Source organism: Halomonas sp. SH5A2 (genome assembly GCF_014263395.1).
Taxonomy (GTDB): domain Bacteria; phylum Pseudomonadota; class Gammaproteobacteria; order Pseudomonadales; family Halomonadaceae; genus Vreelandella.
Genome location: NZ_CP058321.1, coordinates 1,810,373 through 1,836,541, shown reverse-complemented (window position 1 = coordinate 1,836,541; position 26,169 = coordinate 1,810,373). Strand labels below are relative to the sequence as shown.

At 54.7% G+C, this 26,169-nt stretch carries 18 protein-coding genes and 1 pseudogene; 6 read left to right on the top strand and 13 right to left on the bottom strand.

The window, feature by feature from the left end:
* Window positions 1-21: 21 nt before the first annotated feature.
* Together gcvT and HXW73_RS08470 are read right to left on the bottom strand one after the other, a co-directional pair.
* A complete protein-coding gene (gcvT, locus tag HXW73_RS08475) occupies window positions 22-1,134 on the bottom strand; it encodes a glycine cleavage system aminomethyltransferase GcvT (protein ID WP_186255774.1) in 1,113 nt (370 codons plus the stop codon).
* Between the two features lie 94 nt (window positions 1,135-1,228).
* A complete protein-coding gene (locus tag HXW73_RS08470) occupies window positions 1,229-2,617 on the bottom strand; it encodes an alanine/glycine:cation symporter family protein (RefSeq protein WP_186255773.1) in 1,389 nt (462 codons plus the stop codon).
* A 382-nt stretch (window positions 2,618-2,999) separates the two neighbouring features.
* On the opposite strand from HXW73_RS08470, the gene gcvH reads away from it, so the two are divergent.
* Together gcvH and gcvP are read left to right on the top strand one after the other, a co-directional pair.
* The gene (gcvH, locus tag HXW73_RS08465; protein ID WP_186255772.1) at window positions 3,000-3,386 is read left to right on the top strand and encodes a glycine cleavage system protein GcvH; all 387 of its coding nucleotides are present in this window, start codon (window positions 3,000-3,002) and stop codon (window positions 3,384-3,386) included.
* Window positions 3,387-3,461: 75 nt separating this feature from the next.
* Entirely contained in the window at window positions 3,462-6,359 is a 2,898-nt protein-coding gene (gene gcvP / locus HXW73_RS08460) for an aminomethyl-transferring glycine dehydrogenase (RefSeq protein WP_186255771.1), read from the top strand.
* A gap of 52 nt (window positions 6,360-6,411) precedes the next feature.
* On the opposite strand, the gene HXW73_RS08455 is transcribed toward gcvP, so the two are convergent.
* Window positions 6,412-7,302: a LysR family transcriptional regulator gene (locus HXW73_RS08455; RefSeq protein ID WP_186255968.1), complete on the bottom strand. Its 891-nt coding sequence runs from the start codon at window positions 7,300-7,302 to the stop codon at window positions 6,412-6,414.
* Between the two features lie 128 nt (window positions 7,303-7,430).
* On the opposite strand from HXW73_RS08455, the gene ppnN reads away from it, so the two are divergent.
* From ppnN to HXW73_RS08440, 3 genes are all read left to right on the top strand, one after another.
* Window positions 7,431-8,813 (top strand): nucleotide 5'-monophosphate nucleosidase PpnN, encoded by a 1,383-nt coding sequence (gene ppnN, locus HXW73_RS08450; protein WP_274600595.1) that lies wholly within the window; start codon window positions 7,431-7,433, stop codon window positions 8,811-8,813.
* 72 nt (window positions 8,814-8,885) lie between these two features.
* Window positions 8,886-9,086 (top strand): hypothetical protein, encoded by a 201-nt coding sequence (locus HXW73_RS08445; RefSeq protein WP_186255770.1) that lies wholly within the window; start codon window positions 8,886-8,888, stop codon window positions 9,084-9,086.
* A gap of 228 nt (window positions 9,087-9,314) precedes the next feature.
* The gene (locus HXW73_RS08440; protein ID WP_186255769.1) at window positions 9,315-10,625 is read left to right on the top strand and encodes an MFS transporter; all 1,311 of its coding nucleotides are present in this window, start codon (window positions 9,315-9,317) and stop codon (window positions 10,623-10,625) included.
* Between the two features lie 121 nt (window positions 10,626-10,746).
* Here HXW73_RS08440 and HXW73_RS08435 read toward each other — a convergent pair whose 3' ends face one another.
* The 8 genes and pseudogenes from HXW73_RS08435 to HXW73_RS08400 form a co-directional block, all read right to left on the bottom strand.
* On the bottom strand, window positions 10,747-11,658 hold the full coding sequence (locus HXW73_RS08435) for a homocysteine S-methyltransferase family protein (protein WP_186255768.1): 912 nt from the start codon (window positions 11,656-11,658) through the stop codon (window positions 10,747-10,749).
* Window positions 11,659-11,735: 77 nt separating this feature from the next.
* Window positions 11,736-12,082, bottom strand: a pseudogene (locus tag HXW73_RS08430) (transposase); the annotation flags it as partial.
* Between the two features lie 132 nt (window positions 12,083-12,214).
* Window positions 12,215-12,589 carry a RidA family protein gene (locus tag HXW73_RS08425; protein ID WP_186255767.1) on the bottom strand — a complete coding sequence of 125 codons (375 nt, stop codon included), beginning with the start codon at window positions 12,587-12,589 and terminating at the stop codon, window positions 12,215-12,217.
* A 17-nt stretch (window positions 12,590-12,606) separates the two neighbouring features.
* Window positions 12,607-13,374, bottom strand: a complete 768-nt coding sequence (locus HXW73_RS08420) for an Ldh family oxidoreductase (RefSeq protein ID WP_186255766.1) — start codon at window positions 13,372-13,374, stop codon at window positions 12,607-12,609.
* On the bottom strand, window positions 13,371-15,179 hold the full coding sequence (locus tag HXW73_RS08415; RefSeq protein WP_186255765.1) for a hypothetical protein: 1,809 nt from the start codon (window positions 15,177-15,179) through the stop codon (window positions 13,371-13,373). The genes HXW73_RS08420 and HXW73_RS08415 overlap by 4 nt, the downstream gene beginning before the upstream one ends.
* A complete protein-coding gene (locus HXW73_RS08410; protein WP_186255764.1) occupies window positions 15,172-16,749 on the bottom strand; it encodes a BCCT family transporter in 1,578 nt (525 codons plus the stop codon). The genes HXW73_RS08415 and HXW73_RS08410 overlap by 8 nt, the downstream gene beginning before the upstream one ends.
* 60 nt (window positions 16,750-16,809) lie before the next feature.
* On the bottom strand, window positions 16,810-17,799 hold the full coding sequence (locus tag HXW73_RS08405; RefSeq protein ID WP_186255763.1) for a dipeptidase: 990 nt from the start codon (window positions 17,797-17,799) through the stop codon (window positions 16,810-16,812).
* Between the two features lie 10 nt (window positions 17,800-17,809).
* The gene (locus HXW73_RS08400) at window positions 17,810-19,252 is read right to left on the bottom strand and encodes an aldehyde dehydrogenase family protein (protein WP_186255762.1); all 1,443 of its coding nucleotides are present in this window, start codon (window positions 19,250-19,252) and stop codon (window positions 17,810-17,812) included.
* Between the two features lie 107 nt (window positions 19,253-19,359).
* Here HXW73_RS08400 and HXW73_RS08395 point away from each other — a divergent pair, with 107 nt between their 5' ends.
* Complete coding sequence (locus HXW73_RS08395; protein ID WP_186255761.1) at window positions 19,360-20,274, top strand: LysR family transcriptional regulator; 915 nt, start codon at window positions 19,360-19,362, stop codon at window positions 20,272-20,274.
* 110 nt (window positions 20,275-20,384) lie between these two features.
* On the opposite strand, the gene HXW73_RS08390 is transcribed toward HXW73_RS08395, so the two are convergent.
* Together HXW73_RS08390 and HXW73_RS08385 are read right to left on the bottom strand one after the other, a co-directional pair.
* Entirely contained in the window at window positions 20,385-23,126 is a 2,742-nt protein-coding gene (locus HXW73_RS08390) for an HAD-IC family P-type ATPase (protein WP_186255760.1), read from the bottom strand.
* A gap of 46 nt (window positions 23,127-23,172) precedes the next feature.
* Window positions 23,173-25,839, bottom strand: coding sequence for a bifunctional acetate--CoA ligase family protein/GNAT family N-acetyltransferase (locus tag HXW73_RS08385; RefSeq protein WP_186255759.1), 2,667 nt, complete (start codon window positions 25,837-25,839; stop codon window positions 23,173-23,175).
* Window positions 25,840-26,169: the final 330 nt, after the last annotated feature.

The following is a 26,169-nucleotide window of genomic DNA, read 5'->3' as shown; positions in this document are numbered from 1 at the left end:
GGGGCCAGTTAACAACAATGCTTAACCACGATAGTAGTTGGCGGTGACAAACGGCGTTTTGCTCACCGTCATGGCCAACTGTTTACCGCGCACTTCGGCGTAGACGGTACTGCCCGGTGCCTCAAGGTCTCGGGAAACATAGCCCATCGCCACTGGCTTGCCCACACTGGGCCCGAAACCGCCGGACGTCACCTTCCCCACTTCAGTGCCGTTTTCATCGACCAGCGTTGCGCCTTCACGCACCGGCGCGCGCCCTTCAGCAACCAGCCCCACGCGTTTACGGGTATGGTCTTTGGCATCGACCTGGTGAAGGATCAAATCCGCACCGGGGAAACCGCCAGCGCGTTCGCCGCCGTGGCGACGCGGCTTGCTGATCGCCCAGATCAAACCGGCTTCTACCGGCGTGGTCGTGTTATCCATGTCGTGTCCGTAGAGGCACAGCCCTGCCTCCAGACGCAATGAATCCCGTGCCCCGAGGCCGATGGCTTCCACTTCGGGCTCTGATAGTAAACGCTCTGCAAAAGCCTCAGTGGCGTCAGCAGCGACCGATATTTCGAAGCCATCCTCGCCGGTGTAGCCACTGCGGCTGATCCAGACGTCCTGGTCGGCCACCTGAAAGCGTCCGTGCTGCATAAAGACTAGCTCACAGGCTGCCGGACAAACCCGCTGCATGACGTGATGAGCACTGGGCCCCTGTAGGGCGAGCAACCCCCGGTCCAGCGGCTCTATGGTCAGACGGTCACCTAAACGGGCCTGCAGATGCGCGATATCCTGTTCCTTGCAGGCGGCATTGACCACCAGGTAGAAATGATCGCCCACATTGACGGCCATCAGGTCATCCAGAATACCACCGTCGTCATTAGTCAGCAGTCCATAGCGCTGGGCGCCTTCAGCCAGACCAATCAGATCGGCAGGAATCAGCGTTTCCAGCTCCTCGGCGACGTTATCACCGGACACCACCACCTGCCCCATATGCGAGACATCAAACAAGCCGCACTGCTGGCGTGTATGCTCGTGTTCCTTTTTAACACCCAACGGAAATTGAACAGGCATCTCGTAGCCGGCAAAAGGCACCATCTTTGCCCCCAGTCGGCAATGCAGCGCATGCAATGGGGTCTGTTTAAGCTCTGTCATCAATCACTCCTTTACAAACAAGAGCGGGAAGCCACGTAAGTGCCTTCCCGACTCTTTATAAGCATTGCAAATGCGCACGAGCGCTCAGCAACGATTAGTTATCGTGGTCTAACGCTTCCCCTGGCAAGACGTCTTTGCCATCGAAATAGTCTTTAGTCAGTTTAAACACAACGGGGGATAGCAGCGCCAACGCAATCAGGTTGGGAATTGCCATCATGGCGTTGAAGGTATCTGCCATCAACCAGATAAAACCAAGCTGTGCCATGGCGCCGAGCGGAATCGCCAGTACAAAGAGAACCCGATACAGCATGATGGAGCGCGTCCCGAACAGGAACTGGAAGCATTTTTCGCCATAGAACGACCAGCCAAGGATAGTGGTAAAGGCAAACACCGCCAGCGCAATGGCAACAATTTGATTGCCGAAGCCGGGTAGCGCCGCGTCGAAGGAAAGTGCCGTTAACGACGCCCCTTCTTCGCCATCAATCCACACGGTTGAGGTCAAGATGACCAACGCTGTGATGGTGCACACCACGATGGTATCGATGAAGGTCCCGAGCATGGCTATCAGCCCCTGGCGGACGGGGTTCTTAGTTTGTGCCGCCGCGTGGGCAATAGGCGCACTACCCAAGCCAGCCTCGTTGGAGAAAATCCCCCGCGCTACACCAAAGCGAATCGCTGCCATGACCGCGGCACCTGCAAAACCACCTGCAGCCGCCATGGGGTTAAAGGCATAGTAGAAAATCAAGCTGAAGGCTTCGCCGATCTGGCCGGCATTAATAATCAGCACGACGATACCCGCGATGATGTAGGCAATGCCCATGACCGGCACCAGCTTACCAGCCACCTTGGCAATCCGCTTGATGCCGCCGAGGATGACCGCACCGGCCAGCACCATGATCACCACGCCGGTTAGCCATGTGGGCACGCCAAAGGTGGAGTCCATGGCATCTGCGACCGAATTGGACTGAACCGTGTTACCGATGCCGAAGGCAGCAACCGCCCCGAAGAACGCGAACAGTACGCCAAGCCACATCCATTTCTTGCCGAGACCGTTCTTGATGTAGAACATCGGTCCGCCAATATGGTAGCCGGTGCTGTCGGTTTCACGAAAACGAACCGCCAACAGTGCTTCGGCAAATTTTGTGGCCATCCCTACCAGCGCCGTGATCCACATCCAGAACACCGCGCCCGGTCCACCTAACGCAATCGCGGTCGCCACCCCGGCGATATTACCGGTACCGATAGTCGCCGATAATGACGTCATCAGCGCGTTAAAGGGGGAGATTTCACCATCTTTTTCAGCGCTTTTATCCTTGGCATCTCGCCCCTGCCACATTAGCTTGAAGCCGACACCGAGCTTCCTGATGGGCATCAGTTTCAGGCCAAGCTGGAGGTAGACCCCGACACCTAACAGCAAGATGAGCATCAACGGGCCCCATACCACCCCGTTAATGGCTCCGAAGAGACTGGTTAATGTTTCCACCTGCTACCTCCTTACCCTTTTCATGGTTTGATTTATTCGATGTAGGCCAGATGCAACGCTTTACGAGGCGTCGGTTAATTCTGGCCATCAAACGTGGTGGAGTCACGAACTGATCGCTGCCCCCTCCCAACGTAAGATCGCCATGTTTTACACCATAACTTTGGTCACATGCTATGGCATTGTCGAGTTAACGCAGTAAATTTCGCTAATTTGGCAATTCATGGCCGTGTCGTCGCCATTGCCGGTTTGGATGAAACTTGTTTCCTATTGGAAACGCGTTACCATGCTTCGCCAAACGCTCGCCGTGAACAGTGCCCATCGCCAAGGTGAACAACAAGCGCTAACATGGCGGCTCCACATCCGTTTCGTATAGGGAATCACCATGAGCAACCTTCCTGCCAACCTTCGTTACGCTGAGAGCCACGAGTGGGTGCTTGATCATCAAGACGGTACGGTCACCATCGGCATTACCGACCATGCTCAAGCCGCACTTGGCGATGTCGTGTTTGTCGAGCTGCCTGACGTCGGCACCACGCTGACCAAAGGCGATGAGTTCGGTGTCATTGAATCGGTCAAAGCCGCGTCTGACCTTTATTCGCCCGTCGATGGCGAAGTCATCGACGTCAACGAGGCACTGGAAGACGCGCCTGAAACGGTCAATGATGCTCCTTATGAAGCCGGCTGGATCATGAAGGTACGTTTAAGCGATGAAAACCTTGACGAGCTGATGGATGCAGATGCCTATCAAGCGACGTTAAGCGACGACTAATCAATGACGCCTGCCCATTGGCAGGCGCAGCCCCAACCCTTGCCCGGTTTTCTCATCACGTTCGGAACTCTCTCCATGCCTTTTGAAACTCGCCGATTAGCCGAACTGGCTGACCACGATGCTTTTATCAAACGTCACAATGGCCCTGACGCCGACGATGTCACCACCATGTTAAAAGCGCTCGACATGAAGCGCATGGAAGACCTGATCGAGCAAACTGTCCCCAGCGATATTCGCCTTGGCCGAGAACTGGCGCTCGACGAGCCCAGAAGTGAAGCCGAAGCGCTCGATTACCTGAGCCAGCTGGCGCGTCAAAACCGAGTCGCCAAAAGCTATATTGGCCAGGGTTACTATGGGACGCACATGCCCGCGGTCATTCAGCGCAACGTGCTGGAAAACCCAGGCTGGTATACGGCATATACGCCCTACCAGCCGGAAATTTCCCAAGGGCGCCTGGAGGGCCTGCTGAACTTCCAGCAGGTTGTCATGGATTTAACCGGCATGGAGCTTGCCAACGCCTCCCTGCTGGATGAGGCGACAGCAGCGGCCGAAGCCATGGCGCTGTGCAAGCGAGCCAACAAGAAAAACAAGTCCAATGCGTTTTTTGTCGCCGACGATGTGTTTGCCCAAACCCTGGACGTGGTCAAAACCCGCGCCGATTTTTTTGGGTTTGAACTGATCGTCGGACCGGCGGCTTCTGTTGCCGAGCATGACGTTTTTGGGGCCTTGTTCCAGTACCCCACAGCCAGCGGCGAGATCTGCGATCTGGCACCGTTGATCAACACGGCCGCTGAACGCTCGGTCATGACCTGTGTGGCAACGGATCTACTCAGCCTGGTTCTGCTTAAAGAGCCGGGCGCTCTGGGCGCCGATATTGTGGTGGGCAACTCTCAACGCTTTGGCGTACCCATGGGCTTCGGTGGGCCTCACGCCGCCTTTTTTGCCACATCAGACAAGCTCAAGCGCTCGATTCCCGGGCGGATTATTGGCGTCTCCAAAGACAGCCGCGGCCACACGGCGCTGCGCATGGCGATGCAAACCCGCGAGCAGCATATTCGCCGTGAGAAAGCCACGTCCAACATCTGTACGGCACAGGCGCTATTGGCCAATATCGCTGGTTTTTACGCCACCTACCACGGTGCCGAAGGGCTACGCAAAATTGCCGGGCGCGTGCATCGTTTAACGACGCTGCTCGCCCACGGCCTTCAGCAGGCAGGCATCCGCCTCGCGCATGACAGCTGGTTCGATACGCTGCGCTTGAACCAGGTGGATGCAGGCAAAATCCATGGTCGCGCGATGACCCACGACATCAACCTGCATTATTTTGCCAACGGCGATGTGGGTATCAGCCTGGATGAAACCACCACGGCCCACGATGTGGCCATGCTGTTTGACGTATTGCTCGGCGACGAGCACGGACTCTCTATCGCCGCTCTTGACGAGCGGATCGTTACTGACCGTGTTTCTGGCATTCCCAGCGCTTACCAGCGGGAAAGCGATTTCCTGACGCACCCGACCTTCAAACGCTACCGCAGCGAAACCGAGATGCTGCGCTATCTGAAGCGGCTGGAAAACAAAGATTTATCGCTTGCTCATGCAATGATTCCGCTCGGCTCGTGCACCATGAAACTCAACGCCACTAGCGAGATGGTCCCCGTTTCCTGGCCGGCGTTTGCCCATATCCACCCCTTCGCTCCCCGTGAGCAGGCGGCTGGCTACCACCAGATGATCGACGAATTGGCCGATTTCCTGGTTGAGGTGACTGGTTATGAGCATATTTCGATGCAGCCCAACTCAGGCGCCCAGGGTGAATACGCTGGGCTGGCGGCCATCAGGCGTTACCAGAATGCTCAGGGCGAAGGCCATCGCCATGTCTGCTTGATCCCAAGTTCGGCCCACGGGACGAACCCGGCCTCTGCGGCCATGGTGCAAATGAAAGTGGTGGTGGTCGAGTGCGATGCTAACGGCAATATTGACCTGGACGATCTGCGCACCAAGGCAGAACAGCATCGGGATCAGCTTTCTGCCATCATGCTCACTTATCCGTCGACCCACGGGGTCTTTGAAACCAGCGTGCGTGACGCCTGCCAGATCGTTCACGACAACGGCGGTCAAGTGTATATCGACGGCGCCAACATGAACGCCCAGGTGGGGTTAACCCGCCCTGGGGATTTCGGTGGCGATGTCTCGCACCTTAATCTGCACAAGACGTTCTGCATCCCCCACGGCGGCGGTGGCCCTGGCATGGGACCCATTGGTGTCAAGGCCCACTTGGCCCCTTATGTCTCCAACCACGTGGTCACGCCCATCAACGGTGTCAATCCAGAGTGCGGTGCAGTATCCGCCGCGGCGTTTGGCAGTGCCTCCATCCTACCGATTTCCTGGGCATACATTAAAATGATGGGTGCGCGCGGTCTGCGCGAAGCGACCGAACTCGCCATCCTCAATGCCAACTACATTGCCAAACGACTTGAAGCGGCCTATCCGATTCTCTATCGCGGCCAAAACGGTACGGTGGCTCACGAGTGCATCATCGATATTCGCCCGCTCAAGGCGGCCTCGGGCATCAGCGAAGAGGACATCGCCAAGCGCCTGATGGATTACGGCTTCCACGCGCCCACCATGTCGTTCCCCGTGCCGGGCACGCTGATGATCGAGCCAACCGAGTCAGAATCGCTGTATGAAATCGACCGTTTCTGCGATGCGATGATTGCCATTCGCGAGGAGATCACCCGTGTCGAGCAGGGCGAATGGCCACTGGACAACAACCCGCTGGTCAATGCGCCCCATACCCAGGCAGATATCATCGACGCCGAATGGCAACGTCCCTACGACCGCGAACTGGGGGCCTTCCCTACCGCCGCCGTCAAGGCGTCGAAATATTGGCCAGCAGTGAATCGAGTGGATAACGTCTTTGGCGACCGTCAGCTGATTTGCTCTTGCCCGTCCATCGACGAGTACCGAGACGCGTAACGGCCAGGCCTATCAGCCAAGCGCCTTGAGGTCGACGCCTGTAAAGCGAGCCTCAAGGCGTGATTTCCTGCATCCGTTCCTGATGAAAGCCGTTGAGAAGCTTTTCATAGCGCTTGGGCAGCACGGAATCACGACGACGCAGTAAATACAGCACTTCATTGACCGTATTGGGCAGATTAAGCGCCTTTACCTGGCGCTGCCACGGCGATGTCTCCAGCACCAGTCGGGACACCACCGTGAACCCCAACCCCCGAGCCACGGCATCAAGCACCATGCTGACCTCATTAGTAAAACCTTGGTGGCGAAAATGCGTCATCGAACGGAAGTCATCGGGATAATTGGCACGCAACAGGGCATTGGCGTGATTGATGCCATCGTAGTAATTGAGAAAGCCAATCCCCATCAGGTCCGAAAGCGTCCCTTCGACAAAGTCCGCCGGCACGACCAGACATAGCGGCTCCTGGTGCCATACGTGGCATTCCAGATCGGGATGATTGACCGCTTCGGTGACGATCCCGATGTCGTACCGCCCTTCCAGCACGTCATTGACGATTTCGTGATTGAACGCAAAGCTATAGCTGACCGTCAGGTTGGGATGCATTTGCTGCTGCCCGAGAATGTAGGGGTAAAACATCAGGCCAACGCTACCGGGAGAGGCAATACGGCATTCACCGCTGTCAAGTAAATCGTCGTCCAGCGCATGTCGAAACTGCTCATGCTCAGCAAACAGTTTTAACGCATAGTCGTAAGCGCGACGCCCCGACTCGGTTAACGTAAAACCGCGGCCGCGTCGTTCCAATAAGGTTTTATTTAAGTAACGCTCCAACTTGCGAATATGCTGGCTCACCCCGGGCTGGGTCATATCCAGTCGCTGCGCGGTACGCGTAAAGCTGCCAGTTTCCACCAAGGTGATGTAGGTTCGAAAATATTGCGCATTAAACATGTTGAGCATCATCGGGTTAGCAATAGCGCCTATCATATCACACTGCCTACCGAGCGCTGACGGTGAACCCACTCGGGGAGCGTGATAGTATGCCAGGAGATCTCACACTGTCAGGAACTGCACCACTAATGACCCCAAACGCTCAATCGCGCGACACCATTTCCAGCATTATCTCGCCGGAAGGCAGCCTCGAAGTCCTCTCACAACACGAAGTCAATCGACTGCATCGCACGTCAAAGAGCGGCCTGCATGATTTGCTAAGGCAGTGCGCACTGGCCGTGCTTAACTGCGGCAGCCCGACCGATGATAGTCTGGCGATTCTGGAAGCCTACAAAGACTTTGATATCGAAGTGCTTCAGCAGGATCGCGGCATCCGCTTGAAACTGACCAATGCGCCTGCCGAAGCCTTCGTTGATGGGCGCATGATTCGCGGCATTCGGGAACACCTTTCCTCGGTCATCCGTGACATTGTGTACATTTACAATGAAATCCAGCGTCACGACCGTTTTGACCTGACCTCCGCCGAAGGCACCACCAACGCGGTGTTTCATATTCTGCGCAAGGCAGGCACGCTCAAACCCGGCCGCGACCCCAGCCTGGTGGTGTGCTGGGGTGGTCATTCCATTTCCCGGGAAGAGTACGAGTACACCAAGGACGTTGGCTACCACTTGGGCCTGCGCGATCTGGATATTTGCACAGGCTGCGGTCCCGGTGCCATGAAAGGTCCGATGAAAGGCGCCAACGTCGCCCACGCCAAGCAGCGCCGTCGTGACGGTCGGTATCTGGGCATTTCGGAACCAGGCATCATTGCCGCAGAAGCGCCCAACCCGATCGTCAATGAACTCGTTGTCATGCCCGATATCGAAAAACGCCTTGAAGCGTTCGTTCGCCTGGGGCATGGCATCATCGTCTTTCCTGGCGGCGTGGGCACTGCAGAAGAAATTCTCTACTTACTGGGGATACTGTTACACCCTTCAAACCAGGATATGCCATTTCCGCTCATACTGACCGGCCCGGCCGACTCGGCTGACTACTTTGAGAAGATCGATGAGTTTCTGGTCTATACCTTGGGCGAAGACATTCGGCGTTTTTATACCATCATTACCGGCGACCCCGTCGCAGTTGCTCGGCTGATGCGCCAGAGTATCGATGAGATCACCGAATTCAGGCGTACTCACCAGGATGCGTTCTACTATAACTGGCGACTGACGGTTGCGCGTGATTTCCAGGCGCCCTTTGATCCCACTCACGATGCCATGCGTGCCTTGGCACTTCACCGCCAGCAGCCGACCCATGAACTGGCCGCCAACCTGCGCCGGGCGTTCTCGGGCATAGTCGCGGGCAACGTCAAAGAGCAAGGCATTCGCGCCATTGAGGCCCACGGCCCCTATGTGCTCAATGCCGAGCCTGAGCTAATGCGTCGTCTGGATGAGCTGCTGAGTTCCTTTGTGGCTCAGGGTCGCATGAAACTCGACGGACAATCCTACACCCCATGTTATGTGTTGACGTGATCAGGCGGGCAAAAAAGCACTGAACGACTACACTGAGCTTGTTTAACGCTTTATCAAGGAGAGCTAATCACCATGGACATGATCAATAAGTTAAGTGACGGCAAAACCAAGGCGTTTGCCAAGCATTGTTTTGAAAGACACTCTAAAGATGAACTTGAGGATGCCGCTAAGGGCAGCCCTGACCAGGCAGAAATGGAGCATTGGGGGATTACCCCGGGACAGTGGGAAGAAGCCGTAACCGCTGCCCTCGCTGATCACCAGCCACCCAGCTAACCCTTTTGGAACCTGAGTTCCGATACATACAAAAACGCCGCCATGGAATAACATCCCGCGGCGTTTTTGTAGTCAGGCCCCTGAAAGGAATACTCATTATTGTGCTGGATTAGCGATTTAATCACTTCCGATGAAATGGATCGTCTTGCATTGCTCATGACAGATGTCATTGAGAGAATGATCGTATCTGCATGACATTCAAGCCAAACGCGACAGTGAGGTGGCCATATGAAGACCTTATCCAACATGGGGTTTGCCTTCTTTGGCGCAGCCCTGGTGGCCATCAGTTACGGGCTCGCGCGCTTCGCGTTTGGCTTGTTCGTACCCTCCATCAGCAATGAGCTGGACCTGTCAGCGTATATCGTCGGCATCATCGGCGCATTGCCTTTTGTCAGTTTCGTGCTTGCCACCATGGTGGCACCACTTGCCGCTAATCGCCTCGGGGCTCGCAACCTGGCTGTGCTCTCGGGATGTTTTGGTGTTGGTGGTCTGGCACTGATCAGCCGGTCCTCAGACGCTCTATCGCTGGGAATTGGTGTGTTTACCTGCGGTGTCTGCACGGGGTTGATGATGCCGGCGCTGACCTCCGCCATGCAGGTACTGGTTAGCCGTTCGATGCACGGCCGTGTCAGTTCCATCATGAACGCCGGTACCAGTATCGGTATCATCGTGGCAGTACCTACCGTTGTATTTCTGGCAGATGCCTGGCGTTTTACTTACACATCATTTGCCGTACTGGCAGGTATAGGGGTAGTGGCAGCCTGGTTTTTTATCCCCTCGGTCTCACGGGTTATTCCCGCCAATGCGGCGCCACCTCCCCCGGTGACTCGACAGCAGTGGTCGCGCCTAGTCCGGCTTTCGCTGTTTGCTTTCGCGATGGGGTTTGTATCTGCACCCTACTGGATCTTCGCTCCGGACCTAGTGGTCAGGCTAGGTGAACTCCCCCCCGCTTTCACAGGCTGGCTATGGTTCGCCGCCGGCATAGCTGGCATGGGAGGCGCCGTGGTGAGCGATGTAGCCGATCGCAATAACCCGCCCATTACCCAAGCGTTAATGCTAATGATGCTGGCGGCAAGCCTTGTACTGCTTGCCGCCAGCCCCGACCAGTTAGCCCTGACTGTGTTTTCCGCATTGGTGTTCGGCCTCGCTTACATGAGTTTGACAGGGTTGTACCTGATGACTGGCATCCGCCTCTTGCCGGGACGTCCATCAATGGGCCCGGTATTACCCTTTATGGCCTGCGCGTTGGGCCAAGCGGCGGGCTCCCCGGTGGTCGGTATGCTGGTGGGTGAATTCGGCTATGCGGACGCTTTTTCCATCTTCTGCGTGATCGGTATTATGATCGCAGTGCTCTCGCCTATCTATCCAGGCCATATCGACTACCTGACTGACGATGACGAGCAGCCTCAGGAAGTCGAAGCTGAAAATACAGGCCTTCAGGCGGCATATGATCATCAGTTTCTTGACGAGGATGGCAACCCCCTCGAACCGGTCGGGGATGAAGAAGAGGAAGCAGAAACAGAAGAAACGATTAAGTGACGCTTTCAGTGATCACTCATGCAGAGTGCAATCCCGGGTCCCAAGTTCGCAGGCCATTGACTGTTACGACTTTACGTCGATATAGCATTGTTCAAGCGAACTGATACCACGCGCCACACGATCAATATGACACCAGACGGTAACCGCTGTCGGTCAATCGTCTGGCTAACTCAGCAATATGTGAAGGACCCACTTCACAGCAGCCACCGATCACTCTAGCTCCCAGCTCGACCCATTCCAGCGCATGGTCGGCATAGCCGATAGGATCAAGATCAGTGCGCGATGTTAGCGCGTCGACGGTTCCACCAGGTTGTAGCGGTGCAACAGATGTAAAGCCATTAGCATACCCACCAAAGGGCACGTTAATCTTTGCAAGTTCATTCATGGCGGTTGTAACTGCTTCAGGGACTGAGCAATTGACGACTATCCTCTCCGCGCCGATAGACGCGACCTCATTAGCCGCTTCGGACAGCCGTTCGCCAGAGCGCAAACGGGTACCATCGCTATCATCCACAGTGAACGCCACCCATACCGGGCGCTCGGCTTCCACCGCCGCTATCGTTGCCGCTCGCGCCTCACGTATCAGCGACATGGTTTCACAGAGGAAAAGGTCCACACCTTCTGTTTGCTGCTTCACAAGACGCCGGTAATCACGCTGGCAAACGGTGTCGTCCGGCACGCTATCGGCGTGATAGCTGGCCACCAAGGGCGGCAGACAACCTGCGATGCGCACCTGACTGCCGCTCTCCTCTCGTGCCTGCCAGGCAGCGTTGAGTGCCGCCGTATGCAAGGGTTCGAACATTGCAGCGCTGCCATCGCGCGCCAGGCGAATCGGCGTGGCACTGTAATTGTTAAGTTTAATGACTTGCGCTCCAGCCGCGATGAAATCGCGATGCGCATCCACAACCAACTGGGGCTCGTCGAGCATGACCTGAGCAGACCATAGCGGGGACGCCGGTTGGCTACTGCGCTTCCTGAGCTCCTGCCCCATGCCTCCGTCTAGCAGCACTACGTTTCTGCTTTCAGCATTCATCAGCTTTTTCCATCTTCAGAATCCCAGATATGATTTATCGCTCTCTTCATATTTCGACAGTGAGTGATCACATTCACCCTTAATACGATGCGGATATTGGGCCAGTACTGGCGAATAAACTGTACCAGTAATGCGAGGATGGACCAGCTATGGCAGCTGCCGCTATGGTCACTGATCGCGATAGCTCACCAGCAGGTGGCGGCCACAAAAAACTTACAGCGGGAAGTAACAGTGTTGATCGTTATACCGATTAAAGAACTTGACGTGTTGCTCGCTGTGCAAGGGAATATCGGTGCCAACTAAGTCCAACACGATCTACCATGTTGTTCAATGAAATAGTGCCACAGTAACTCTTAGCCTTCACCATCGCTTGTCGGTCTACATTTTACTCTATACGGCACAGCGTCGACTTGCCCGCCAGCAGATGGGAAAGCTTTTTAGCTTCTTCGCTAATGTTGATAAAAAATGTCGGAAGATAATGAATGAATTGTTAAAAATCGTCTTATTGAAGATATCGGCATTGATCAATGCGGTATCGGAACTGGCTCGGACAGGGTCAGTCTAAGGCGGCATAAGCCACCATTTCTATAAGCATCTCTTCACGCGCGAACCCAGAAACAATGATGGCAGCACGATTCGGGTAAGGCGCAGTTACGTACTCTGAGTATACGCGGTTGACCGTGACCAAGTCGTCACGTTGGGTCACATAGATCAGAACTTGGGTAAGCTGTTGCATACTGGCACCAGCGCTTTCCAGGGTATGCTTCAAATTGTCTAACGTCTGTCGGGACTGAGCTTCAATTCCCCCCTCGACCACAATGCCATCAGCACCGATGGGAATTTGTGCTGTGAACAGAATACCATTGCCAACCACGGCCCACTCCAAGGGCGCTTTTGCTGCATAAAGATCTGTTTTTACCGGTTGAATCATTGCCATGCTCTCTTAAATCAGTCGTTATCATTGTCGCCAGCGCCGGCACCGCTACGAGAAGCGTCGGAGGACTCCACCAACATTCGATACGCCAACGTTTTCAAGCGACTCCATATAGCGTCATCGACTTCAATACCTTCCTGCAGCGACCGCTGACGGCATGCCATGAGATCGGATTCCGAATGGCGAGCCAGCAGATCCAGGTCGTGATCCGCTCCTAGAGACGGAAGTAGCTCTACATGGTTTGCCATTACCAGGGTGATGCCATCATTGGGTTCATTCTCTTCAGGCACGTCTCTTACCGCATAAATGCGCACCTCCGGCGTGGAATGCCCAGCGCGAAAGCCTACTACCTGCTCGGTGAGTGGCTCCTGGGCATTGCGCCAGAACGCCGTGATATTGATACCGCGCCCGGCCAGACGCGAGAGATAGCCCATGATCAGTTGGCGATTGTGGCACCGCCGGATTTTCACTACTGAGAGCCCACGCGCGCGAGCCTTTGCAAAGCCCAACTCAGTGGCCAAGCTGATACTACGAAGAACACTTTGCCCATGGCCATCCAGCACGGCGAGATCACCATCCTGATAAATCACAGCTGGCAATGCGTCAGGGTCTTCTTCCAACAGGAAATCCAATCCACGACTCAACTGATCAATCGCGTTAAAGCCATGGCCCTGCATCCACGCCACCATGTCAGCAGCATCAGCGGCGTCACCTTCTTCAAACCCAATTCCAGTAAACGCTTTTCTGCATAACCCCTGTAGCTCGTTAAAGGAGACTTTCATGACGATCCTTCTCCTTCGACTGATTGTTGTAGTGACTTCTCGTGCAAATGTTGAGGCGATAGACACGCAGGATGCACAGCCCCATTGAAAAGCCGTGGCTCCAACGGAAAGCTCCAATCATCGAAATGAGTCAGGTCTTCCGGCTCGGCGTTAAGCTCTTCCACCAATGGCGCACCCTGAAACAGGGTAATACGCACCCAACGATCCGATTTCGGATCGAACCGGCTGGCCCCAAAAAACGCCAGCTTGGCACGCAGTAAATGCATCGGTTTCATTTCACGGTGCCAAAGATTGGCATGAATATCGCCATAAGTGGCTTTCACCAGCGTCTGTACACGGCGAATGATCTCTTTGTGGCGAGGCTTGGCCAGGAGAAAATCAACCACTTTGGCACGCGGGGCCTCATCCAGAAACGCACACACCGCCGCATGGCTATGCGCCACTCGGGGGCCCATGGCAATCGGCACTTCTTTGTCGACGCCCGATTCTTCATGACGAATACCCAAGCGAGGCTCTTCTTTTTCCGTAGAGCGATACCAGAACCAATAAGCGCCATCGGGGCTGGTATAGTCTTGCTCCAGTGCCCAGCCATAGAAGGTCTCCATTAGCTGGCGTAGGCGTATTAGAGGCATGTCGGGCTCAAGATCGAGGTTTTCATGCACCCCCATCTGCTCTTCCAACGGGTCTACCTGCTCTGGATAAAGCTCGATCAATAGCGTATTGATTAGCTCCTGGGCTTCAAGAGGCAGCGTTCTTTCACTCCAGGCAACCAGTTGGTGCCATAGGTCTTCTTCCAAGGGGGCACTTTCTAGCCAGTTCAGCACATCTGGCAACGCCGCCACCGTGGCCGCATTACGTTCGCTTTGCTCGGCGTCTTCGGTCACCGTTTCCGCCAGATGCTGTATGGCGCGCCGGGTTAGCGTGATCAATCGCTCACGCTCTTCATTGCCAGGCGACTGACGCTGAGCCAGCGCCAACGCTGTTTCACGCTGGGTGACCCATTGAGCAATCAGCTGCGGGTGATTGATCAAAAACGGCGCCATGCCCAAGCCAGTAGAATTACCTATCCCCAAATAGCGACGCATTTCAGTGGCCAGTTCACAGGCTGTTTCGGGTGATTGGCAACGTGCCAGGTGCTCTACCTGCTCGATGGAAAAGTGCCGTAGCAGGTACACACCGGCCATTTGCGCGGAGAAAGGACGGCGAAAATCCGGGTTTTCATGCAACCGAGCAAAGTCGGCGATACCAAACTTGCCGTTGCCGTAAACAGCCGTAGTACGATAAAGATAGCCAACACGCGTCAGCCACGCCGGATCAGGCTGTTTGCCACTCGCGAGTGCTTCTACAAAGTAAGCGAAGTTGCGCAGACTCTTGTTGGCACGAGAAAGTACCAGCACGCGTGGATGCTGACGCCCAGCTTCCTGAAGTGGAATATTGGCTGCCATTTGCGCCAGTAGGCTATCATCCACTTCGCCTTCCACCATGCCAAAAGTGACATCCCAAGCCTCGGCAATCACTCGATCCGAGCGACGCTCATCATCTAGCGCCTGGGCGAACATAACACCATGGTAGCGACCATAAGGCGTTTGCAAGCGATAGACAGCGGTACCATAGCCGTTTTCGTCAAGATCAAAGCGTACCCGGCTCACCTGCCAACGCTGGCGCCCCATCTGTCGAACCAGGGTGCGCACGAAGCTAAGTCGGCAGGCATGCAAGCTGCCCAAGCGCTCCAGTCGCATGACATCATCAGCAGGACGAAGGGACAGAGGCGAGAGCTGTGCCAACATCCACTCGCGGTTACTCATTAACGATCACCTTCTTACTTGTAGTCAAACCCTGGTCACGCGCCATGGCGTATGCCGCTTGCGGTCCTAGCCATAGCGACGGCAGCAGCACCAGCGACACTGGAATGGCGGTAATCACGATAAATTGCTGCAGCACGCCAATCTGGCCTGAGCCCATGTAGAGAAGGATCGCGGCCATCAGCGACATCGTGATGCCCCAGAAAATACGCACGGCCGTATGCGGTTCATCATGCCCGGTGCACACAACGGCAATCGCATAGCTCATGGAGTCACCTGTAGTGGCGACGAAAATGGTGGTCAGTAGCAGGATCGCCAGGGCCATCAACATGCCGCCCGGTAACGCCTGTGCAACGGTCAGAGTGGCAACATCAAACTGGAAGTTATTGAGCGCATCAGCCAGATCAATCGCCCCGGTCAGCTGGTAATGAATACCGGCGCCGCCCAGCAGGGTAAACCAGACAGTCGTGGCAATCGGCGCCATCACTGCTACGGCCAGAATCATCTGCCGGATCGTGCGGCCACGAGAGATACGGGCCACGAAAATCGCCATCAGCGGCCCATAACCGATAAACCAGGCAAAGAAGAACACGGTCCACCACTGCATCCACCACCCAGGCGCGGTTTCTGATGTCATGGTGGCCATGGCAAAGAAGGAGCTGATGTACTTACCAAAGCCCTGCAGGTAAGCATTGGTGAAGAACAGCGTAGGCCCGAAGATGAAAATCACCGCCGCGATCGCCAGGGCCAGAAACACATTGAACCGGCTGAGTAACTGAATCCCGCGATGAATGCCTGTAGCCGCTGAGGTCACATAGAGCGCCCCCAACACCACTAAAATGATGAGCTGAGTCGTGTAGCCTGCACTCAGGCCGAACAACTCATGCAGGCCGAAACTGACCTGGGTGGCTAAAAAGCCAATCGGGCCGACGGTGCCTGCCACGACGGCAATCACACAACAGGCATCGACCACGCCACCGACCCAGCTACGCATCAAGCGCTCACCGAGCACCGGGTAAAGCAAGGTGCGAGGCTGTAACGGCAACCCACGGTCGTAATGCCAGTAAGCCAGCACGATGGCCGTCAGCGAACCCAGCACCGCCCAAGCTAAAAAGCCCCAATGCATGAATGACTGGGCCAACGCACCGGCAACTGCTTCCACCGTTCCAGCTTCGCTATCGAATGCAGGCGGCGTCACCACAAAGTGATAGACCGGCTCCCCTGCAGCGAAGAACACACCGCCACCCGCTAACAACGTGCACATGATGATGGAAAGCCATTTGAAGGTGCTCAACTCTGGCGTATCCAGTCCGCCCACTTTAGCGCTGGCCGCCGGAGAGACCGCCAAGCCCATGGCGATAAAGAAGGTCAGGAGCAATAGCAACTGGAAATAGGATCCCATTACGGCGGCCGTCCAGGCAAAGCCAACGGAAATCGCCCCAGCGACTCCCTCGATATCGATTAAAGAAAGCACTACGAATAGGACAACAAAGCCGCCACTGAGCCCGAGTACCACCGGGTCGCCGAACTTGCCAAGCCCTGCGTCAGGACCTGTCTCTTTAGGTGAGTTCATGGGAACACCTCGTTATTGATTATTGTTGGTCATAGTGAAAGGCGTGATAAACCGGACCCGTCAAGCCATCGGCTTGGTCGTTCGTTCCAGCAGGGCGACCCAGTTAACGCCCATGATGCGGGCAATTTCTTGCTCGTCGAACCCCTTATCGCGCAACCCCTCTATCAAGTTGGGGAAATCGCGACTATCGCGGAGCCACGAAAGCGGGCTTGGCCATCCAGCATTGTTGGCACTGCCTTCGCCGTAATCCATTTCTTTCGACCAGCGGCCGTTGCGCATCCATTCAAGCACCGAGGTGGGCTGGTTCTGACATAGATCCGTGCCCAATCCAACGTGCTCAATGCCCATCAAATCGACCGTGCGAGCGATCATGTCGCAGTAGTCTTGCAAGGTGCAGTCAGGGCCATTCTTGAGATGAAAGGGGTAGGCCGAAAAACCCAGCAAGCCGTCGTTGTCGGCAATCGCTTTAAGCACCTTGTCAGACTTGTTGCGCTTCGCGTCGTGGAAGAAGCTCGGGTTGGCGTGGGAAATGATCACCGGTCGCTCGGAAAGCTCAATCGCGTCCAGGGTTGAGCGCTCACCGCTATGCGACATATCGATCACCATGCCGACCCGGTTCATTTCGCGAATCACCTGGCGGCCAAAGCGCGTAATACCGCTGTCCTCACTTTCGTAACAACCACACGCCAGAAGGCTCTGATTGTTATAAGTGAGCTGCATGATCAAAAGCCCCAACTGGCGCAGCACGGCGACCATGTCGATGTCATCCTCGATCGGCGAACAGTTCTGAGCGCCAAAGAAGATGCCCACCTTGCCGGACTGCTGGGCACGGATAATATCGTCCGGCCCATGGACGGGCATGATTAGATCACCATGAACCTCAAAAAGACGGTTCCACTCACCGATTCGGGTGAGCGTTTCACGCAGCGTTTCGTGATAGACGAGCGTGGCATGCACAGCATCAACGCCGCCCTCGCGCATCTGTTCGAAGATCTCGCGGGACCAGTTGGAGTACTGCAAACCATCAACGGTCAGCATCTGCTTAGACATGCATCACTCCTTACGCTTTCACGTAGCAGGTCTTCACCACGGTATAAAACTCACGGGCATAACGACCTTGCTCGCGAGGGCCGAAGCTGGAGTCTTTTCGACCCCCAAATGGCACGTGATAATCGGTCCCCGCGGTGGGAAGGTTGACCATCACACAGCCGGTTTCAGCTTCCGCCTTGAAGCGGCTGGCAAGCGACAATGAGTTGGTGATAATCCCGGCGGTCAGACCAAAATTGGTGTCATTCAACGTCGCAATCGCTTCGTCTATATCGGCTACCTTGATCACGCAGGCAACCGGGCCAAAGACCTCTTCTCGATTGATGGCCATCTGATTGGTTGTTTCAGTGAAGAGCGCCGGTGTCATAAAATAGCCGTCGCTTAAACAGGTAATTCTTTCTCCACCGAAAGCCAGGTGAGCACCATCGGCTTTGCCGCGTTCAATCCAGTCCAGGTTGGACGCCAACTGGCGAGCATCCGCCACAGGGCCAATCTGAACGCCCTCTTCCAGCGCGGGCCCCACCTTGGCTTGTGCGAGTCGCGCGATTAATTTTTCGATAAACGCATCATGTACGGCCTGATGCACAATCAGCCGTGACGAAGCCGTACACTTCTGACCGGTACCGGAATAGGCACCATTGAAAGCGGCTTCCACGGCCAAATCCAGATCGGCATCCTCAGCGACAATTAGCGCATTCTTGGACCCCATCTCCAGTTGGCACTTAACCAGATTACCGACGGTCGCGGCGGCCACCCGACGCCCTACTTCGAGAGAGCCAGTAAACGTCAACGCATTGATCTCAGGACTTGTGATCAATGCTTCACCTACGCTTCCGCCGCTCCCCATCAGCAAGTTAAACGTGCCCGCCGGCAACGCCTGGCGGCTGATGATCTCGGTCAGCGCCCAGGCGCTGGCAGGGACTAGGTTGGCGGGTTTGAAAATAACCGCGTTACCGAAGGCAAGCGCTGGGGCAATTTTCCAAACGGCTGTCGCCATGGGAAAGTTCCAAGGGCTGATAACGCCGACCACACCAACAGGCTCCCGCCGTGTATCGACCTCGACCCCCGGGCGGACGGAATCAACACGCTCATCCAGTTGGCGCAGCACTTCGGCGGCATAGTAATGGAAGAATTGGGCTGAACGAGCCACTTCGCCCATCCCTTCTGCCAAGGGTTTGCCCTCTTCTCGCGATAGTAAGCGGCCAAGTTCTGCCTTACGCGCCATCAGCTCATCGCCAATCGCCATTAGCACGTTATAGCGCTGCTCTAGCCCACTTTTAGCCCACTCCCGCTGACCGACACGAGCCGCTTTTATGGCAGCTTCAACCTGAGCCGTAGAGGCTTGAGCATAATCGCCGATATCTTCAGCAAGATCCGAGGGGTTTGTGTTTGTAACGTGGCTTTCTTCACCGTCGACCCACTGGCCGTTGATATAGAGCGCGTGAGGGGATGACATAACTACCTCCTTTAAAGTCGTTGACGACATGCTAAAAGAGGTAGCAAGATAAGGATAATCAATAGTTCAGATAGAATGATCAAAAAAGCTTACCATGCGAGCCATCCATGTTACCTGAGCTAAAACTCTCTCCGTTGCGTTACACGCTTGCGATAATTGATCTGGGCGGCTTTCATGCGGCAGCAAAACAGCTGCATCGCAGCCAGCCCGCTATTTCGATGGCTGTGCGTGACCTGGAAGAACGACTAGGCCAGCGGCTATTCGAGAAAGGAAATGGCAAAGCCGCTTTGACGCCATTTGGTCGGTGGTGCGAGCCACGTTTTCGTGAACTGGTTGCCCATCACGACCGGATATGCCGTGATGCACTGGCGATTGCGCGCCAACAACGAGGGCATGTCGATATTGCAGCTGTGCCCTCAGTTGCGAGCCGACTGATGCCCACCTTGTTAGCAGGGTTTTTGGAAGCTTTTCCGGGTATCGATATCAGTTTGCAGGACGGCCACTCAGAACGAGTCAATGAAATGGTACTGAAAGGCGAGGTAGAACTCGGCATCACCAGTCTTTGGCTACCTGATGATGCCCTAACGTTTGAGATTCTGTTGCACGATGACATAGGAGTGGTTTGTCGCGACGACCATCCGCTCGCCCGAAAAGACGCTCTGCACTGGCAAGCGCTCAAGCCTTACACACTCATTCGCAATGGCACCTCGCGCCTGCTACAAGGTTCCTCTGCAGAAGAGCTACTAACAAACAGTACACTCTATATTTCCAATATGATTTCACTGACTGCGATGCTGGAAGCAGGTATCGGTATCACCACCTTGCCCCGCCTAGCGTTTCAGGAGGAGCATGACCAACTGCGCTTCATTCCGCTATCCACTCCGCGATTGGAACGACAAATCGGGCTATTGCAACGCACTGGCCAAAGTCTCTCCCCTGCTGGCCAGGCAATGAACAACTACCTGCTAGACCAGCTCAGAGATAAGCCGAATATGGAAGTATCAATATCTAAGTATGACTAGACCAGGAAACCAATGATCAGTTCTTCACTGAAACGCTTCTTCATGTCCAATCTCCTTACCCATGGATCGGACTCTAAAGTGTAGCGCTACTCAATCAGTGGGTGACGTCGCTAACGGTTTAACCACCCGGCGCATTTAAACAGAACCTTCTCTATTTCAAGCACTACCATCATCAAAATACCTATCCCAATAAGAAGTAGCCCATCCATTAACGCAAGCGGCCGACTTTCAAAGAGATTATTCATAACCGGCAGGTAGTTGAATACAAGCTGGGCCATGATCACTATTGAAACCGCCAACAAAACGGCTCGAGTCCCTAAGACGCCGCGCCAATTGAATGACGTCATATGCAGGTAGCGCACGTTGAAGAGATAAAATATTTCCAGCACGACAATCATATTGACCGCCATGGTGCGTGCCATGACCAATTCATCTCCTCTGTTGAGGGAGTAAAAGAAAATGCCCAGTACCGACACCAGGAACAGGAGCGACACAAATACCACCCGCCAGATCAAAAACGGCGTGAGCAGTCCCTGTTCCGCGGGCCTGGGCTGGCGTCGCATAACATTTGGTTCTGCTGGTTCGAACGCTAAGGCCAGTCCAAGCGTGACTGTCATCACGAGATTGATCCACAGGATCTGAACCGCCGACATCGGCATGGCAAAGTTAAAGAGTATTGCTGCAATGACCGCTAACACCTCACCACCATTGGTGGGTAACGTCCACGCGACCACTTTGCGGATATTGTCGTAAACGACTCGACCTTCATATACAGCAGCCACGATAGAGGCAAAATTGTCATCGAGCAGCACCATCTGCGATGCTTCCTTTGCGGCATCGGTACCCTTATGCCCCATTCCAATACCGACATCTGCCTGCTTCAATGAAGGAGCATCATTGACGCCATCCCCTGTCATCGCCACGATCGAGCCCTTCGATTGCAACGCTCGAACAATGCGCAGCTTATGTTCTGGGTTTGTTCGGGCAAACACGCTCGTATCGGTAACAATGCTGGATAAATCGCTGTCAGGTATGTCGTCAAGTTCATGTCCGGTGAGCACACGCGGGTTCTCACCCAACCCCAACTGACTGGCAATGGCTGCCGCGGTGGCACCGTGGTCACCTGTGATCATTTTGACTGCAATGCCAGCGGAGTGGCACTCACCAATGGCGGCGATTGCTTCCTGGCGAGGCGGATCGATGAATCCCACTAAACCAACGAAGACCAAACCGTCCTCGAGATCAGTAAAAGTTAGCGTTGCTAAGTTGGAAGATACTGATTTGGTAGCAAAGCCAAGTACGCGTTCCCCCTGCGATGCTGCTTGTGCTATTCGTTTTGCCCAGTCCTCCCGCTCAAGCGGCACTTTACCTTGAACCGCAACCTGAGTCGTAGATTGCTGTAAGAGTTCATCAGGGGCGCCTTTAACAAAGACTCGATGTTCTCCCGCCGAATTACGATTCAACGTCGCCATAAAGCGATGTTTGGCATCAAACGGTATTTCGTCAATCCGCGTCCATTCCTGGCGTGTGCGCTCGGGGTCAAGGCCTGCTTTTATCGCTAAAGCCAAGAGAGCTCCTTCCATCGGGTCGCCGATAACATGCCAGTCCGCGTCGATTTTATTTAACTGAGCATCATTGCAAAGTAACCCTGTCAATATCAGCGTTTCGCGGCTCAGCCGTAGCGCTTCCTCTCCCGCGCTTCCTTCTAGCTCGGCTGACAACCTCCCTTCGGGTGCATAGCCAGTTCCTGTCACCTTAACCAGGCCTGAGGCAACCTCTATCCGACACGCAGTCATTTCGTTGCGGGTCAGCGTGCCCGTCTTGTCAGAGCAGATAACGGAAGTAGCACCGAGTGTTTCCACAGCGGGTAACTGCCGGATGACGGCGTTGCGACGTGCCATACGCTGAACACCGATGGCAAGCGTAATGGTAATGACGGCAGGCAAGCCTTCAGGAATAGCCGCCACCGCTAGGGCCACAACGGCAATAAGGGCGTCAGACCAGGCATAGCCACGTGCTAGCACCGCAAAGGTAAAGAGACAGGCTGTCACCGCCAACGTTATCCAGGTGAAGTGCTTGCCGAAACGGTTGATCTGGCGCAGCAAAGGCGTCGTCAACGACTGGACGTCACGTAACAGTGTGCTGATACGTCCAATTTCTGTCGCGCTCCCTGTGGCGACCACCACCCCTTTAGCTTGGCCGGTTGCGACCAGCGTGCCCGAATACGCCATGGAATGGCGATCACCAAGGGCAGCCTCTTGTAAAGCAGGTAACTCCCGCTTCTCGGCAGCAACCGACTCACCAGTTAAAATGGCCTCTTCTACCCTCAATGCACTGGCACGGATGAGCCGCATATCAGCTGGTACTCGATCCCCCGCCTCCAATAACACTATATCGCCAGGGACAATGTCTTTGGCCAACACCTTGATACGCTTTCCCTCCCGCACTAGGTGAGCTTGCGGTGCAATCAAATCACGAATCGCATTCAGCGACTTTTCCGCTTTACCTTCTTGCACAAAGCCAACTACCGCGTTGACCAGCACAACGGCAACAATGACCACCGCATCGACGAAATGCCCCAACAGCAAAGCGGCCAGAGCTGCCACTAGCAGAAAATAGATAAGCGCATTGTGGAACTGCGTAAGAAAGCGAAACAGGGGATGGCGCCCGCTGACAACTGGCAACTGATTGCGCCCATAGATACTCAAGCGTTTGGCCGCTTCCTCTGTCGTTAAACCAGATGGCGATGAGTTCATTGCCAGTAGAACATCATCGCTATGCTGGGCATGGACGTCTGCAGGAGGTGATTTGGCCGGGGCATCAGTGTGATGTGAAGAAGACGCTGTCTTCATGCCGATTCCTTAGTCATCGATTGATATCGCTATGCGATGGGTTCCCTCACAAATCGAGCACAACGGTGATACTGTCAGCCTGATGAGCTGTTGGCTGCACCACGAAGCCCAGCTCTTTCACCATCTTGAGCATTGGCTGGTTCTCTTGCAGCACATCAGCAAACACCTGCTTAATAGCATTATTGCGTGCATAGTCGATAATCTGCTGCATAAGGCTATAACCCAGGCCAGTGCCTTTCAGATCGCTACGCACCATCACAGCGAACTCCGCCTTTTGTTTATCTGGATCGGCAGATAAACGCACCACTCCCACGATCTCTTCGATGCCAGGCGGCATCGCCACAAAAGCCATTTCCCGGTCATAATCTATCTGGGTTAGTCGCGCTGCGAAGGCATGATCGAATTTTTTGATAGCCGCAAAGAAGCGAAGCCGGACATCACTTGGAGAGGATTGGCGTAACATGCTGACCATGGCATCTTCGTCTTCAGGACGGATGGGGCGTAAGAAATAAGCTTGGCCGCTGCGTGCCGTAATTATTTTTTCAAATTGTTTGGGATAAGGGCGAATAGCCAGCGCCGGACGTTGATGCTGATCGGCCCTGATCACGATGCGTGCATCCAGAGCAATGACACCCGAAGCATCAGCCAGAAGCGGATTGATATCAAGCTCAACGACACGTTCCAAGTCGCTGACTAGCTGGGACAACTTAACGAGCGTGAGTGTAATGGCGTCCATATCAGTTGGCGGATGATCACGATAGCCTTGCAACAGACGCGATATGCGTGTCGAACGGATCATGTCCTGTGCCAGCAAAGAGTTGAGCGGTGGTAAACCCACTACGCGATCACCAATGACCTCTACGGCTTTACCCCCCTGCCCAAACAGGATAATGGGCCCGAAAACGTCATCTTCAGAAACGCCTAAAATAAGCTCATGGGCCCATGGGCGGCGAATCATCGGTTGAACATTGAAACCATCGATCCGTGCCAAGGGCGCCGCCTGACGAGCTGCTGTAAGTATATTCTCTGCTGCCTGATACACGGCGTCAGAAGAGGCCAGGTTTAATTGCACACCCCCTACATCAGATTTATGTGAAATATCGCGCGACACTATTTTTAACACAACAGGGAAACCCAACTGCTGGGCGGCCCTACTGGCTTCCTCCGGTGTGCGAGTCACCATGCTGGGTACCGTAGGTATGCCATAGGCTGCCAAGACAGCTGAGGCCTCTGGCTCAGTTAGCACACTGCGGTTGTCCTCAACGACGCGGTCGATAATCGCGTTCGCGCTGGTCATATCAATGCTAATGAGATCGGAAATCGCCTCAGGCGTTTCCATAAGAGCCTGTTGATTGCGCCGGTAGCTGTACAAGTGCAAAAAGGCGCGGACGGCCTGCTCGGGCGTTTCGTATGAGGGGATACGCTTCTCCGCGAACAAACGCCGAGCCTGGGCAGGTGCTCCTTCCCCTAGCCAACAGGTCAATACAGGTAACCGTCGTTTATCGAGCGTCGTAGTTACTGCTTGGGCAGCATCCAGGCTGTCAGCAACCGCCACAGGGCAGTTGATAATTAAGAGTGCATCTGCGTCTCGTTCATCAACTAGTATGTCGAGCGCGTCTGCATAGCGTTGCCCCGTTGCATCGCCAAGGATATCGACAGGATTAGCGTGAGACCAAGCCAGGGGCAACACGCAATCCAAACGCGATAAAGTTGCTGCGGAAAGCTCGGCTAAATGACCGCCCGCATCGACCAGTTCATCTACTGCCAACACACCGACCCCGCCACCGTTGGTGAGTATAGCCAGACGGTCACCCTGAACATGAATGCCCGTCGCTAGCGTCCCTGCGGCCTGAAACAGTTCGTCCAGGGTTTTGACTCGAAGCATTCCCGCGCGCTTGAAGGCTGCGTCGTAGATAACATCGGACCCAGCCAACGCCCCAGTATGCGAAAGCGCCGCTTTGGCACCTGCATCGCTGCGGCCAGCTTTCACTACGATGACCGGCTTGTTTCGTGATGCCATGCGAGCCGCCGACAGAAATTTACGCGCGTCGGAAATGGCCTCTACATAGAGAAGAATGGAGCGCGTTTTGGGATCGAGCGCCAGAAAGTCGAGTACATCGCCAAAGTCGACATCACTCATTGAACCTAAAGAAATGACATAGGAGAAGCCAATGTCGCGCGCTGACGCCCAGTCAAGAATTGATGTTGCCACGGCGCCGGACTGGGTAACGAAAGCCACGTTTCCTTTCTGCGGTGTAAGATGGGCAAAACTGGCATTGAGGCCATTATGGGGGGCCAAAATGCCTAAACAGTTGGGCCCGACAATACGCATTAGATAGGGACGCGCCGCCTTCAACATTGCTCGCTTAAGCGCCTTCCCATCTGCCTTCTCTCCTTCGCCAAAACCGGCACTGATGACCACTGCCGCACGACAGTCCCGTTCTCCAAGCTCCTTGATCAATCCCGGAACGGTATCCGGCGGGGTCGCTATGATTGCCAGATCAGGAGACAGCGGCAATTCCTTGACAGAGTGGTAGTTTAGGGTTGAGCGAATAGAACGTTCATGAGGATTGACGGTAAGCACCGGACCCGCAAAACCGGCACCGAGAAGATTACGCGCTAGCACCGCTCCTACAGATCCAGGCCGATTACTGGCACCGATCAGAGCAACCGTAGACGGAGAAAAAAGCGCATCGAGATTGCGAATCGACATCAAGTATCTCCGGTAGTTGTTTGATTATGCGGCCCAGTGATCGAATTTTTATAGTAACCCTGCCTGTAGCAGCAAACTCGGCCATGCTATAAGTACTAACTTAAAAATCAGATAGCTATCATCAACCTTAGACAGTTTTATGTTGGCTTACCATGACACCGGTCAAATTCATCAGCGCCTACCTAGCATTGACATTAAATCAAGAAACTATAAAAGCTTATAAAATAGAACTAGCACCATGATTTTTTATCAATCTACCAGGCAAAAAAGACGTAATATAAAAAAATCAATAAATTAAATGTCGCCAGTCAATTCTATAGAAATAAAATA